This window comes from Vibrio pomeroyi (genome assembly GCF_024347595.1).
Classification (GTDB): domain Bacteria; phylum Pseudomonadota; class Gammaproteobacteria; order Enterobacterales; family Vibrionaceae; genus Vibrio; species Vibrio pomeroyi.
On record NZ_AP025506.1, the window covers coordinates 1,116,590 to 1,130,826 of the forward strand.

The 14,237-nt window shown below is 45.7% G+C and carries 14 protein-coding genes; 10 read left to right on the forward strand and 4 right to left on the reverse strand.

Annotated features, from left to right (window positions below; genetic code table 11):
* Positions 1–67: 67 nt before the first annotated feature.
* Complete coding sequence (locus OCV12_RS05005; RefSeq protein WP_261885501.1) at positions 68–247, reverse strand: hypothetical protein; 180 nt, start codon at positions 245–247, stop codon at positions 68–70.
* Between the two features lie 52 nt (positions 248–299).
* On the opposite strand from OCV12_RS05005, the gene OCV12_RS05010 reads away from it, so the two are divergent.
* The 3 genes from OCV12_RS05010 (at position 300) to OCV12_RS05020 (ending at position 2,581) form a co-directional block, all read left to right on the forward strand.
* Positions 300–1,262, forward strand: a complete 963-nt coding sequence (locus OCV12_RS05010) for a helix-turn-helix domain-containing protein (protein WP_261885502.1) — start codon at positions 300–302, stop codon at positions 1,260–1,262.
* 148 nt (positions 1,263–1,410) lie between these two features.
* On the forward strand, positions 1,411–1,929 hold the full coding sequence (locus OCV12_RS05015) for a lipocalin family protein (RefSeq protein WP_026084473.1): 519 nt from the start codon (positions 1,411–1,413) through the stop codon (positions 1,927–1,929).
* A 109-nt stretch (positions 1,930–2,038) separates the two neighbouring features.
* The gene (locus OCV12_RS05020; protein ID WP_261885503.1) at positions 2,039–2,581 is read left to right on the forward strand and encodes a cytochrome b; all 543 of its coding nucleotides are present in this window, start codon (positions 2,039–2,041) and stop codon (positions 2,579–2,581) included.
* 128 nt (positions 2,582–2,709) lie between these two features.
* Here the strand turns inward: OCV12_RS05020 and OCV12_RS05025 are convergent, their stop codons facing one another.
* Together OCV12_RS05025 and OCV12_RS05030 are read right to left on the reverse strand one after the other, a co-directional pair.
* Positions 2,710–3,084 carry a hypothetical protein gene (locus OCV12_RS05025; protein ID WP_017633098.1) on the reverse strand — a complete coding sequence of 125 codons (375 nt, stop codon included), beginning with the start codon at positions 3,082–3,084 and terminating at the stop codon, positions 2,710–2,712.
* Between the two features lie 48 nt (positions 3,085–3,132).
* On the reverse strand, positions 3,133–3,438 hold the full coding sequence (locus tag OCV12_RS05030) for a monooxygenase (RefSeq protein WP_017633097.1): 306 nt from the start codon (positions 3,436–3,438) through the stop codon (positions 3,133–3,135).
* 180 nt (positions 3,439–3,618) lie between these two features.
* Between OCV12_RS05030 and OCV12_RS05035 the strand changes: the two genes are divergently transcribed.
* A complete protein-coding gene (locus OCV12_RS05035) occupies positions 3,619–4,515 on the forward strand; it encodes a LysR family transcriptional regulator (RefSeq protein ID WP_261885504.1) in 897 nt (298 codons plus the stop codon).
* Between the two features lie 43 nt (positions 4,516–4,558).
* On the opposite strand, the gene OCV12_RS05040 is transcribed toward OCV12_RS05035, so the two are convergent.
* Positions 4,559–5,173, reverse strand: coding sequence for a TetR/AcrR family transcriptional regulator (locus tag OCV12_RS05040; RefSeq protein WP_261885505.1), 615 nt, complete (start codon positions 5,171–5,173; stop codon positions 4,559–4,561).
* A 204-nt stretch (positions 5,174–5,377) separates the two neighbouring features.
* Here OCV12_RS05040 and OCV12_RS05045 point away from each other — a divergent pair, with 204 nt between their 5' ends.
* The 6 genes from OCV12_RS05045 (at position 5,378) to cyoD (ending at position 14,233) form a co-directional block, all read left to right on the forward strand.
* Positions 5,378–6,493, forward strand: a complete 1,116-nt coding sequence (locus tag OCV12_RS05045; protein ID WP_261885506.1) for an efflux RND transporter periplasmic adaptor subunit — start codon at positions 5,378–5,380, stop codon at positions 6,491–6,493.
* Between the two features lie 8 nt (positions 6,494–6,501).
* On the forward strand, positions 6,502–9,600 hold the full coding sequence (locus tag OCV12_RS05050; RefSeq protein ID WP_261885507.1) for an efflux RND transporter permease subunit: 3,099 nt from the start codon (positions 6,502–6,504) through the stop codon (positions 9,598–9,600).
* Positions 9,601–10,331: 731 nt separating this feature from the next.
* Positions 10,332–11,228, forward strand: a complete 897-nt coding sequence (cyoA, locus tag OCV12_RS05055) for a ubiquinol oxidase subunit II (protein WP_080968015.1) — start codon at positions 10,332–10,334, stop codon at positions 11,226–11,228.
* A gap of 5 nt (positions 11,229–11,233) precedes the next feature.
* Positions 11,234–13,315, forward strand: a complete 2,082-nt coding sequence (gene cyoB, locus OCV12_RS05060; RefSeq protein WP_261885508.1) for a cytochrome o ubiquinol oxidase subunit I — start codon at positions 11,234–11,236, stop codon at positions 13,313–13,315.
* On the forward strand, positions 13,305–13,922 hold the full coding sequence (cyoC, locus tag OCV12_RS05065; RefSeq protein ID WP_261885509.1) for a cytochrome o ubiquinol oxidase subunit III: 618 nt from the start codon (positions 13,305–13,307) through the stop codon (positions 13,920–13,922). Before cyoB ends, cyoC begins: the two co-directional genes overlap by 11 nt.
* Complete coding sequence (cyoD, locus tag OCV12_RS05070; protein WP_016786088.1) at positions 13,922–14,233, forward strand: cytochrome o ubiquinol oxidase subunit IV; 312 nt, start codon at positions 13,922–13,924, stop codon at positions 14,231–14,233. Before cyoC ends, cyoD begins: the two co-directional genes overlap by 1 nt.
* The last annotated feature ends 4 nt before the right edge of the window (positions 14,234–14,237 follow it).

Consider the following 14,237-nt stretch of genomic DNA (forward strand, 5'->3'; position numbering starts at 1 on the left):
GTGAAACTCTACATGAATGACAAATAAAAACTGCGTTTAATCAACAAGCTGTCGTTTGAATGAGCTTTTAATTACGACTCTGCCTTAGGCTTTTACGCAGATCTTTTTTGTATTCGTCATAAGAGTTATAGCCATAGAGTTTCCAAGTGTGATCACCCTTAATGTTGTGGTTGTAGGTGATCTCTCCGATCCACTGCTGACGTGTGGCAAGAATCATAGCGCGGATTTTTAATAATAAAGTGTCCATAGTTGCTCTCCTGGTTGAGTTCACCTGCAGTATATTTAGCGGTGACCACCGGATGAGTATCGTTAGCGCAATGTTCAATACTTTTCAGTCAATGTGCTCATTTGAATGGTTTGATGCGTATACTTTCAATATTAAAAAGTCACTGAGCATCGCAATGAAGGGTTACTTGGAAAAGGTGCCACAACGAATTGGCACATCATGGCGCTATAAGAAAATTGTCGAGAACAGTAAAAGCTACGGTTGGCATAGACATGAAGAGTACGAGATAGCGATACATCGTCACTTTTCTGGACATAGCTTTATCGGCCATCACCAAAGCGATGTGTTTCACAATCACATGATTTTGGTTGGCCCAGATTTGCCACATGCTATCTACTCAGAAGAGAGTGCAGACGACTCGCGAATATGTGAAACCCACGTGGTTTGGTTTCGCAAAGATTGGATAGAGCAATTAATCGCGTGCTGCCGCGAGCTAGAACCGCTGCGTGCTTTGTTGGAAGATTCAAAAAAAGGGCTGCAGTTTTCGCCTGTTACCGCAGAAAAAGCGACGGGACTGTTGAATAAGGTGATGGACCAGTCACCACATCAGCAACTGCTGACCTTGTTCTCTCTGTTTGCGCTGTTGCTTGAGGATCAAGAAGTGGTGCAGTTGATAAACCCTGTCTTCAATTCGGATGATGAAGATGAGGTCAGCGATAAGTTGGACAAGGTTGAAGCCTTCTTGGTGAACAACTTTATTCGAGATATCTCAGTTAACGACTTAGCCAAGCATCTCTATATCAGTGAGAGCAGTGTTAGGCGGCTTTTTCAAAAGCACTATAATGAGAGTTTTAGTCAGCGGTTAAAGAAAATTAGGCTCAATGTGGCATGTGATTTGTTGCTCAATACATCACTACCTATTAGCTTGATTCTAGAGAAGGTGGGTTACGACAACCAAGCTAACTTCAATCGCCAGTTTAAATTCTATAAGCAGGTCACACCGACTCAATATCGCGCGGCAATGAAGCATCACTGATTCATTCACCAACGAAACAATTCCCATAAGCTTCTGAATAATTTACTGTTATATGAACTTTAAAAATGGATTTACGTATTACCAAGGATGTAAGTTAGGGCTCTCACATGACTTACTCGAATTACTATGAAAACAAGTCGAGGTTAGGATGAAGAAAATATTATTGCTGCTGAGTGTCATTCTGTTGGGTGGATGCGTGGGCATGCCTGAAACAGTCAAGCCCGTTCAACAGTTTGAATTGGATAGATACTTAGGCAAATGGTACGAGGTGGCTCGTTTGGACCATTCGTTTGAGCGTGGCCTCAATAGCATCAGTGCTGAATACAGCCTGCGTGATGATGGTGGCGTGAAGGTGATTAACCGCGGCTATTCAGATGAAGATGGCGAATGGAATGAAGCGGAAGGTAAGGCGTATTTTGTCGAAGGCAGCGATCAGGGCTATCTGAAAGTGTCGTTCTTTGGTCCATTCTATGGCGCTTATGTGGTGTTCGAGTTGGATAAAGAGAACTACCAATACGCGTTTGTTTCTGGCCCAGATACCGATTACCTATGGCTGCTTTCTCGAACCCCAGAAGTCTCATCTGAGGTTATGGAGAAGTTCAAAGCGATGTCGAAAGAGCGTGGCTTCAACACCGATGAATTGATTTACGTCGAGCACTCAAAATAACGGTATGTAGCGGTTTCTTGGTCTTTACGTAACTTTACGCAAAGACCATGTTAAGTGTAATGATAATGAGTCAAAATAACATCTAGGTCAGAGACATAGAGCGGTCATTATGAATAAATCATTATCGAAACAGACGGTTATTTTCCATTGGCTTACCGGCATTTTGTTTATCGCTGTGTTTGTTATTGGACTTCAATTCGAAGGCATGCCTCGAGGTCCCGAAAAAGGCGAGTTAATGGGGCTGCACAAATCATTAGGTTTGATTGTTTTGGTTGTCGCACTTTCACGTTTTGTATGGCGTTTGAAAGAAGGGGCAATTGAGAGTGTGGCTGTATTAACAAGAGCACAAGAAATTGCCGCGAAAGGCGTTCATCATTTCTTGTTATTAGTGACGTTAGCGATGCCAATCTCTGGTGCCGTGATGAGTGTTGCTGGTGGACGTGCATTAGAGCTATTCGGCATAGAGTTGATTGCTGCAGGTGAGAAAACGGAGTGGTTGCAGTCTGCGGCTTCTTTCGTTCACGTTAATGCGGTGAACTTGATTATGGTGGCGTTTGCTCTGCATGTTTTGGGTGCATTGAAACACCAATTAGTCGACAAAGATGGCACACTGAGCCGCATGTTTGGTCGTTCATCGTCTGTTAGTAAATAGCAAAATCAGACATCAAGATTATCTCTTATTTAACGAATCTAATTTTGGTCTTGGTTGAAAGGTGAATATAAAAACACTCGGCATATACCGAGTGTTTTTTTGTTTGTGCTACCTATAAATCATACGCACTAAGCTTGCTTGCGAACCTGCAACACGCTCAGTACTGATAGCGAAAGGAAGAACGCAGGATCGCTCCAACCAAAGCCAACAAATATACCCGTGAAAGCGGCATACAAAGTGATAATGGCACCCAGCATATTGGTGACAACCAAGCCTTGGATGAGTTTCTTAGCACTGATTCCCGCTTCAATATCTCGCAGTAACCATGTTATCGCTGCAATACCACCAAGGAAGATACTGGTGTGTTGAGAGAGAAAGTAAGCGTACTTATCATTAATTTCCACGCCGTACATAGGCCACATGACCGTTGGTAGGAAAAACAACGCGAAGGCAAATCCTGCGTAAATGATGCCGTGTAGGCTTAAAAACGTTTTATTGTTCATCTGTTATCTCTCTATCTCGTGTCTTTCGCTAGCTCTTTATTCATTCCATTAGCCGTTGATTGGGCCTTTGTTAATGGTAGTTAATGGCTGGTTCACGTCAAAAATCACGCCGCGTACTTCTTCTACGCCCATCTCTTTTAAGCGAGCGGCATGCATGGCTAAGTAAGCCTCAGCGCTAAGTTGATCTTCAAAAAGGTAGACACCACCGCCCAGTTTCTCGGCTTGGTTTTCTGTCCAGATTTTCCAGATCATGCCCGGTTCGTTGTTGATGGACTTGGCTAGGTCAACGAGTGCGTTCGACATCTCTTCACCGAAAGGGCCGTTAAATTCAAAATCAACTTGTAGTAGTTTCATGGTGTTTCTCCGTTTAACAAATTTCGTTTAACAAAATCCGCTTAAAAATAGGTGTGTAAGACAAACAAGCCATTCTCGTTTGTTGTTGAGATTTATATTGCCTGTTGAAATAGATATTACCTGTAAAAAACAGACAGAAAAGTTCATAATATTGCCATTAACTGTCAGGATTTTAGACCGATGAGATTGAAGACCACCCTAGACCAATGGCAAACCCTCTATGAGATAGACCGCGCTGGCAGCATTCAGGCGGCGGCACTGCAATTGAATAAGAGCCACACCACGCTGATTTATGCGTTGAGAAAACTGGAAGATCAATTGGGCGTGTCTTTGGTTCAGGTTGAAGGCCGTAGGGCAGTGTTATCGGAAGATGGCAAAGCCTTATTGCGTAGAGCGAGCAGCATGCTGGAACAAGCTCGGGAATTGGAGTTGATCAGTGAGCAGTTAGCAAAGGGTGTGGAGTCAGAAATTGTGGTCGCCGTTGACCATTTGTGCTGCCTTGAGCGCCTTTATAAACCGATGGCTGCGTTTATGGCAGAGAACAACACCACCTCAATTCAAGTGGTAGAAACATCCTTGTCGAAGACCACTGAAATGGTCACTCAAGAACGAGCCGATGTTGCCATCATTAATTTGCCAATTACCAATTACTCGGCTGAAGCTTTTGGGTTTACTAAGATGGAGCCCGTTGTAGCAAGTTCGCACTCTTTAGCTAACGTGTCATCCATATCGCTCAATCAACTGTCGTCGTTGCCACAAATAGTGGTGAGAGATTTAGGCTCGGTTGAAAAGTTGGGAGAGAAGAAGGATGTGGGTTGGTTGAAGTCGAGTCAGCGTATTACGGTTGATAATTTCGACCATGCCTTTGGTGCGGTAGAGCAGGGTGCAGGGTATTGCAGGCTACCTAAACATATTGTTGATAGCCGAGGAAGTAACAAGCTCACTGTGTTAAATGTAGAAAATGGCAGTGGCTATCACGTGCCGCTGCATCTGACTCTGCCGAAAGGTGCGAAGACAGGCCCAGCCGCAAAGCGTTTTTATGAACTGCTTCTTGAATCAGCCCAGAACGCGGACTAAGTGCTATGAGACATTTAGTTATGAGATAGTTAGCTATGAGCTATTAACGAGGCAGGTTACCGTTCAAGAATAGTGCGACACATTCACGAGTGTAGTGAAGCCTTTCTTCTTCAGATTCTCCGCTATCGTGGCCGAAGAATGACCAATACGCCGACTTGCCATGAAACATCAGCAGCAGTTGGCGCGCCGCTATGATTGGCGAGCTTGTAGAAGAGAGCGTTAAGTCGCCAGACTCTATCTTAGTCTGCAAGTAATCGGCGAGTAACTTAGTGGTCTTCTGTGGCCCCGTTTCTAAATAAATAGAGGCAATTTCTGGATGCGTGTTGGATTGACTCACCGCGTTCTGAAAGGTTTGTCGAGATTGCTCATCAAGTAACAAATCCTGAAACTTCACACCAAATTTCACCAACTCATCACCCACCGCCGCATTCATATCAAAGGCAGCAGGGCTAAGTTCGCGCTCTGCACACTTGGTTTGCATGCAGGTTTCGAAAAGTTCGTCTTTGTTTTTAAAGTGAGAGTAGACCGTTTGCTTGGAAACGTTCGCCGCTTTGGCTATCTGATCCATATTGATTTTGAAGCCATGCTCAGAGAAAAGCTGGCTTGCTGCGGTTAAGATCTGCGATCTCTTCTGTTCACTCTTGATGATTTTAGTCACGTGCTGCTTCTCGTTACTTACTTGGTACTTAGTGTTGCTCAGCTTAATACACTTGGTTCTGCGCTAAGCATTATGCTTTTTGTGATGGTTTTATCAATCATTAACGATGAAACTTATCTTTAACACAACCAAACTAGACAGTCTAGTTTGGTTTGGTTAGTCTAAAAAAAGAACATGATTGAGTACTGCATAGGAACAGTGAGTATGTATAAATTGATGAAGGGAAGTGCGGTGGCGTTGTCTCTATCGGCTTTTCTTGTTGGATGTGGCGAAAAGGAACAAGCCCAAGATTCGGTTGATTCAGCCAATCAAACGGCTTCGAGCGTCCAAACCATTTTAACTGTAGAAACGATGGCCCTAGCGCTGTCTTCCTCTTATGCCGTGCAGCGTGAGTATGTTGGTGTGGTTAAGGCGGGTCAGCAAGCCAATTTAGGTTTCGAACTGGCGGGTAAAGTGAATGAGATTCTAGTTGATGTCGGTGATACAGTAACCGAAGATCAGCCCCTGATTCGATTAGACACTCAACTGTTACAGACTGAATCGAGCCAACTAAAAGCGCAAGCCGAAGAAGTGAAAGCTCAACTGAGCCTTGTTGCTGCGAACTTGAAACGTCAACGTTCACTAAAAGCAAAAGGCTTCAGTGCCGAAGCGGAAATTGATTCGCTAACCAGTGAACAACGTGTGTTACAAGCTAACTTACTGCGCATTGATGCCTCGGTAAAAGGCAACGATCTCAAACTAGTAAAATCGACAATTCTTGCGCCGTATTCGGGCACCATCGCAACGCGTTTTGTATCGCTCGGCGATGTGGTCAATGTCGGTAATCCAACGCTTACTCTATTGGCATCGGAAGGCAAAGAAGCCTTTATCGGTATTCCTGCCCACCAGATGACAAAGGTAACCTCACTCTCTTCGCCAAGCATTCGTGTTGGGCGAGATGATTATGCAGTGACGCTGCTAAATCCGGGTGCTATGGTTGACACGCAATCTCGCAGTGTTGGCTTACGTTATCTTTTCCCTGAGCAAGCAACTGTTTTAGAAGGTCAACTTGCTTACCTTAAGTTTGACGAGCAAATCGACGACCAAGGTTATTGGGTGCCATTAACGGGTTTGATTGATGGTTTACGCGGTGTGTGGAACATTTTCGTAGTCGGTGAAGACAATAAGGTCGAGCGCCGCAGTGTTCAAGTGTTGTTTGCCAACAATCAACAAGCGTACGTGAGTGGTGCAATCGAGGACGGCGAACAGGTGATCGCGAGTGGTTTACATCGCTTGGTTCCCGGTCAAACCGTGAAGCCAGCCAGCGTTACTGCTGAATAGGAAATAGTATGAAAATCATAGAGACTATTTCCAATACTCGACTGCTCATCTTGATGACAGCGTTGCTGATGGTGAGTGGTATTTCTGCGTTTATGACGCTGCCACGCGCAGAAGACCCTGTCATCATCAACCGTTATGCAAACATCATAACCAGCTTTCCCGGTGCCAGTGCCGAACGTGTAGAAACCTTAGTCACTGAGGTGATTGAGAACAAGTTACGTGAGCTGAGTGAAGTTAAACTGGTGAGCTCAACTTCAAGGCCGAGCGTGTCGATTGTTACGCTTGAGCTTAATGACACCATCACCGAGCCTGAACCGGTTTGGTCACAAGCGCGCGACAAACTGTCTGATATCGAATCCATTTTACCTGCGGGTGCGCATTCTCCCGATCTCGACAGCGACCATACCTACGCATTTACAACCATTGCTTCTCTGACTTGGTCTGGTGCAGGCGAGCCAGACCGATTAACACTCGGGCGCTATGCCAAAGAACTGGCTAAGCGATTACGAACTTTGTCGGGTACTGAATTCGTTGACGAATATGGGATGCCACAAGAAGAAATCCAGATAAGTCTACGAACGGCTGATGCGGCAGCGCTTGGGCGTTCGAGTGCTAATATCGCCGAATCTTTAGAAGGCGCAGATGCTAAGAACTCGGCGGGTGAATTGGTCAGTGCTTATTCTCGTTTTGGTTTAGAGATTGAATCGGAACTTGATTCGATTGAACGTATTAAACAAGTCCCAATCGCGACTGACAGCAATGGTCATATCATCCGCATGGAAGACATTGCATCGGTGAGGCGTGGCGAGAAAACCCCACAAGACCAGATTGCCATTATTGATGGTGAACCGGGTGTGATTGTCGCCGCAAGAATGCATCCTGATCTCCGAGTCGATAACTGGACGTCGCGAGCAAATGCTCTGATTGAGAAGTTTCAACAAGAACTGCCAAGCAATATCGATGTCACCGTGTTGTTCAATCAGCAAGGCTATACCGAAACTCGTTTAGACGATTTAGGCAAGAGCTTGATGACCGGTTTTGGCTTGATCTTGATTGTTCTGTTCGTGACCTTAGGTGTGCGCGCCGCAATATTGGTGGCGATTTCTCTGCCACTGACTTCACTTCTTACGCTGTCGATCATGAAGATGACCGGTGTGCCAATAAACCAGATGTCGGTGACGGGCTTAATTGTTGCACTCGGGATCATGGTGGATAACGCGGTGGTGATGGTTGATACCATTCAGGCATATCGCTTGAAAGGGCAACAGCGAGCGGAAGCGACCATGAATGCGTTGAAACATTTATGGGTGCCGTTACTGGGCTCAACATTAACCACGGTATTGGCGTTTGCACCGATTATTCTAATGCCGGGTGCATCGGGTGAGTTTGTCGGTGGTATTGCGATTACTGTGTCGTTCTCATTGATCGGTTCTTATGTAATTTCGCATACCTTGATTGCAGGTTTAGCGACCAAGCTACTGCCGAAACAACTCAGTGATGTCGATAAGAAAGGGCAGCACCGTTGGTACATGACGGGCTTAAGAATCCCCGCTTTAACACGTTGGTTTTCGTCTTCTGTTCGCTTTGGTGTCACGCATCCAATCATCACTATTGCTTTGGTTTTGTTGGTTCCGTTTACTGGCTACTGGAGTATGTCCCAGCTGACTGAGCAGTTCTTCCCGCCATCAGATAGAGACATGTTTGAGATTCAGGTATACATGCCGCCTCAAGCTAGCATTTATGCGACGAAAAATACCTCTGAAAAAATAGACGACATCATTCATCGCTATCCAGAAGTGGAGCGTATTGATTGGCTAGTGGGCGCTAACTTCCCATCTTTCTATTACAACTTGCAGGCAAGGCAAAATAATGCGCCTTACTTCTCTCAAGCTATGGTCAAAACAGAGAACTTTGACCAAGCCAATGCGCTGATTCCTGAGTTGCAAAAGGTGTTAGATAACGAGGTGCCGGAAGCACAAATCTTGGTACGGAAGCTTAATCAAGGGCCTCCATTTACTGCGCCCGTTGAGCTGCGTGTTTATGGTGAAAACCTCGATACATTAAAAGCGATTGGTGAAGATGTTCGACTGATTCTGGCAGGTGTTCCTCATGTGACTCACACACGAGAAACATTGCAACCAGGTACGCCTAAGGTGTGGTTGAAGGTCGATGAAGACACGGCAAAACTCAACGGTATATCACTGAATCAGTTTGCTGGTATGCTGCAAACTACGCTAACTGGTCGTGAAAGTGGCTCAGTGATTGAGGGCAGTGAATCGGTGCCGATTCGTGTTCGTGTCGCAGATGATGCGCGTGAAAATCTAGCGCACTTAAGCAATATTCGTTTGCCGATCAGTTCTGATGTTTACTCAACGGGGATTAACGTTTCGACTCTGGCAGAGCTTGAACTGACGACCAGTCGCGGCGCGATTACTCGTCGTAACGGGCAACGAGTGAATACTATTGAAGGTTACATTGAAGCGGGTGTTTTACCTCAAACCGTGCTTAATGAATTCCAGAAACGCTTAGAAAGCTATGAGATGCCATCGGGTTATACGATTGGTTTTGGTGGTGAATCCGCTGAGCGTGACAATTCAGTCAACAGCCTTATCTCGAATGTCGCCGTTGTGGTGGTATTGATGGTGTTGGTGGTGGTGATGTCGTTCAACTCGTTCCGAATGAGTAGCATCATCTTCATGGTTGCGGGATTGGCTGGTGGTCTAGGGTTACTGTCGGTGTGGATCTTCGGTTATCCATTTGGTTTTACGGTGATCATCGCCATGCTCGGGATTGCGGGCTTAGCGATTAACGCTGCCATCGTGATTCTGACGGAATTGAAACTCGATGAACAAGCTTCATCAGGCAATGTGGATGCGGTAGTTGAGGCGGTGATGTCGTGTACGCGTCATATCAGCTCAACCACGATTACGACGGTTGGGGGCTTTATGCCCTTGATCATCGCTGGTGGTGGCTTTTGGCCTCCGTTCGCGGTCGCGATTGTTGGCGGAACCGTGTTAACCACGCTTATTTCTTTCTACTTTGTGCCTGTGGTTTATCACTTAATGACTAAAAATCAGAGCAAGAAAGTCGTCACAGCAACAGCATAATCCCTCTCTTAATGACTATTACTCCTCTCTTTTGAGGGGAGTAATACCCACTTGAAACAGATCAAAATACTCATCAAATCGGCTTTTTAGGTCGATCTTTGCCATTAATTCTCGACACCTAACTGGCATTATTATCAATGAAAAGCAGTGTGTTATTCGAGTGGTTAATGAGTTGCTGGTCAGAGTAATATCTTTTCTAAATACCATTAAAATTCTATGTGAATTCATAAATTTGATAATCGTCACACTTTGTTTAATTCGCTATTTCTAATGTACTCAAACATCACTTCGCTTCGTCATTGTTGGTCGCTAGTTTCTAAGATTCTTACTCATCCCTTATCAGTGTTGGTTTTACGCGTGTAGCACGCCTATGTCGTGCGGCTGATTTTCTATCTATTTCCCATGTTTCACTTTCATAACTGGAAGGTTAGTTTCCAAGTTTGTTTGGTGAGCTTTCAATTTCGACTCCTCATAATGCGCCAAATGTAACAATGTGTTTCAAAGTGTAACAATTAAGTCATATTTTTTGTGTGGTTTTAACCGTGCGGCAATGTTTCGGCTACGCTGTGCTGTCGTTTTAATTTGGCAGTTTTAACTATGCAGAGATGGGTTTAATTCCGTTTCGCTTTGAGATGCGTCGTTTCACATGCTCAACACATAAATATTCTAATGACCATGACAACCAGTACTCGGGCGTTCGTTCTGAGGCTGGATAACCATCGAGAAAGTTAATGGAAGCTTCAAGATATAAACGCATTTTATCGAGAGCAAATCTGTCGAGGATTGGTTTGGTGGGAACCGTCCTGATGCTCGAAGGATGTAACTCCGCATTGCTCGACCCAAAAGGTAGCGTTGGCGTTCAGGAAAAGGAGCTGATTATCACGGCTTTGTTGCTGATGCTAATAGTCGTCATCCCCGTGATTCTGATGACCATCTACTTTGCTTATAGATACCGCGAAAGTAATACCACAGAAGAGTATGCACCTGACTGGGCGCACTCAACCAAGATCGAAGTGGTGGTATGGACGATTCCAATCATCATCATCGCGATTCTTGCCACCATCACTTGGCGAACAACACATGAACTAGAGCCTTCAAAGCCTCTGGAAAGTGATGTGCAACCTATGGTGATCGAAGTGGTCTCTCTGGACTGGAAGTGGCTGTTCATCTATCCGGAGCAAAACATTGCGACGGTTAACTATGTTGCGTTCCCGAAAGATGTTCCGGTGACGTTTAAGCTAACTTCAGACAACATCATGAACGCGTTCTTTATCCCGCGTCTTGGTTCGCAGATCTATGCGATGCCGGGAATGGTGACCAAGCTGAACTTGATTGCTAACCATGAAGGTGACTTCAAAGGTTTTGCATCGAACTACAGTGGTAAAGGGTTCTCGCAGATGAAATTCACTGCATCAGCCATGCCTGATCAAGTGGCATTTCTAAACTGGGTGGAAAAAGTGAAAGCAAGCCCTGACCGCATTGAAGATTGGGAGCAGTTCCGTTCATTGGCTGCGCCAAGTGTGGCTGAACCCGTCACTCTGTTCTCCAGTATCCCACCATTTTTATTCACCGATGTCGTGACCCAGCACCCTGGTTCAATGAACTGTTTGCCGGAAACCCAAGGATAATCGTCATGTTTGGAAGATTAACTCTAGACTCAATTCCCTACCACGAACCCATTATTTTGGTCACGTTAACCATGATCGCTCTAGTGGGCAGTTTAGTGGTGTATGCGGTAACCAAAGCCGGTAAGTGGCAATACCTTTGGAATGAATGGTTTACTTCTGTAGACCACAAAAAATTGGGCTTCATGTACATTGCTGTAGCAATGGTGATGTTAGTTCGTGGCTTTGCCGATGCGGTCATGATGCGTAGTCAGCAATTGCTTTCTGCTGCCGGTGAAACGGGCTATTTACCGCCACATCACTACGACCAGATCTTCACGGCTCACGGCGTGATCATGATTTTCTTCGTAGCGATGCCTTTGGTTATCGGTTTGATGAACATCATCGTGCCGCTGCAAATCGGTGCTCGTGATGTTGCATTCCCTTATCTGAATAACCTGAGCTTCTGGCTGTTTGTTGTGGGTATTATCCTCACCAACATGTCGCTGGGCTTGGGTGAATTTGGCCGTACGGGTTGGTTGGCGTATCCGCCGCTTTCCGGCATTGAGGCAAGCCCTGGAGTGGGTGTCGATTACTGGATATGGGCGCTGCAAATATCTGGTGTGGGTACCACATTAACGGGTGTGAACTTCTTCGCGACTATTTTGCGCATGCGTACTCCGTCTATGCCAATGATGAAGATGCCAGTATTCACGTGGGCGTCTCTGTGTGCCAACATCCTGATCATCATCTCTTTCCCAATCCTGACGGTGACCATCGCGTTACTGACTTTGGATAGATACATCGGCACGCACTTCTTCACCAATGACCTTGGTGGCAACGTGATGATGTATGTGAATCTGATTTGGGCATGGGGACACCCTGAGGTGTACATCCTAATCTTGCCTATCTTCGGTGTGTTTTCTGAAGTGACTGCAACCTTCTCTCGCAAAAAACTGTTTGGTTATACCTCGCTGGTATGGGCGACGGTGGCTATCACTATCCTTGCGTTTGTGGTTTGGCTGCATCACTTCTTTACCATGGGTTCAGGCGCCAATGTGAATGCCTTCTTCGGCATCGCAACCATGATTATCTCTATCCCGACCGGGGTTAAGATTTTCAACTGGTTGTTCACTATGTACAAAGGTCGCATCCGTTTCACAACGCCTATGCTGTGGACAGTTGGCTTCCTTATCACCTTCACCGTTGGTGGTATGACGGGCGTGTTAATGGCGGTACCGGGCGCAGATTTCATTCTGCATAACTCAGTATTCCTGATTGCGCACTTCCACAACGTAATCATCGGTGGCGTAGTATTCGGTTGTTTTGCTGCGATTGGTTACTGGTTCCCGAAAGCGACCGGTTTCACTCTTAACGAGCTTTGGGGTAAACGCGCATTCTACTGCTGGATCATCGGTTTCTTGATGGCGTTCTTACCGCTTTACGCTCTGGGCTTTATGGGCATGACGCGTCGTTTGAGCCAAGACATCAACCCTGAGTTCTTCCCTCTACTGGCGGTTGCAGCTGCAGGTACAGGCGTAATTGCGATGGGTGTTGTTTGTCAGTTCGTTCAAATTTACGTGAGTGTTCGTGACCGAGACCAAAACCGAGATCTAACGGGTGACCCGTGGGGCGGACGTACCTTTGAATGGGCAACGTCTTCACCACCGCCGTTCTACAACTTTGCAAAACTGCCTAAGGGCGATGAGCTAGATGCATTCTGGTATCAAAAGCAAAGTGGTGAGTTTGACCCAACTCAGGAAGAAGAATACGAACGTATTCATATGCCGAAGAACACACCGACAGGCATTTATGTATCGGCATGGGCGTTGGCATTTGGCTTCGCAATGATTTGGTACATCTGGTGGTTAGCAGCAGCAAGCTTGGTAGGTATCGTGGTGACGTGTATTCAACACAGCTACAACGACGATGTGGACTACTACGTTGAAGTTGAAGAGATCAAAGCGATTGAAGCGGCTCGACGTGCACAGCTTGAAGAAGCTAAGAAACAGTCAGTGAAAGGCGACAACTCTGGTCGTGGTAGCAGCGCTGACGGTGACAGTGATAACAACGAAAACAAAGATGATTTGGAGACGACGTATGCAAGCTAATACTCCGTCACACACTTATGATCTTGCACACTCGCATGATCATCACCACGAAGCTGCGGGCAACAAGTTGTTCGGCTTCTGGGTTTACTTGATGAGTGACTGTGTCCTGTTTGCCACGCTTTTCGCGACTTATGCCGTGCTTGAGAGTGGATCAATCGCAGGCCCTACAGGCAAAGACATCTTTGAACTGCCATTTGTGTTTGTCGAAACCATGATGCTGCTGTTCAGTAGTATCACCTTTGGCTTTGGCATGATTGCAATGAAGCGAAAAGATGTTTTAGGACTGAAGCGATGGATCAAAGTGACTTTCTTATTGGGCTTAGCCTTTATCTGTATGGAAGTGTATGAGTTCCATCACTTGATTGCAGAAGGCTATGGTCCTCAAGAGAGTGCGTTTCTTTCTGCGTTCTTTACCTTGGTTGGTACACACGGTTTGCACGTAACGTTCGGCCTTATCTGGATGGCAGTGGCTTATCACCAGCTTTCAACCAAAGGCTTGAACGACAACATGTCGATGCGTTTCCAGTGCTTGAGCTTGTTCTGGCACTTCCTTGATATTGTTTGGATTTGTGTATTTACCATCGTGTACTTAATGGGGGTGATGTAATGGAACAGCATCTAGATAGCGGTGCAACGGATTACGTGAAAGGCTTTATTGCGTCACTAATTCTAACCATTATTCCGTTCTACATTGTGTGGGCACATGCGCTGCCAAGCACTGAAACTTACGTGATCTTGTTCGGTTGTGCGTTGGTACAGATCTTTGTGCACTTTAAGTACTTCTTGCACATGGAAGCGAAATCGTCCGATGGACGTTGGAACTTGGTGTCATTGATGTTTACCGCCATTGTTGTATTGATCCTTATCGCTGGCTCGGTATGGATCATCTACAACATGAACGTCAACATGAAGTTGTAGGCTA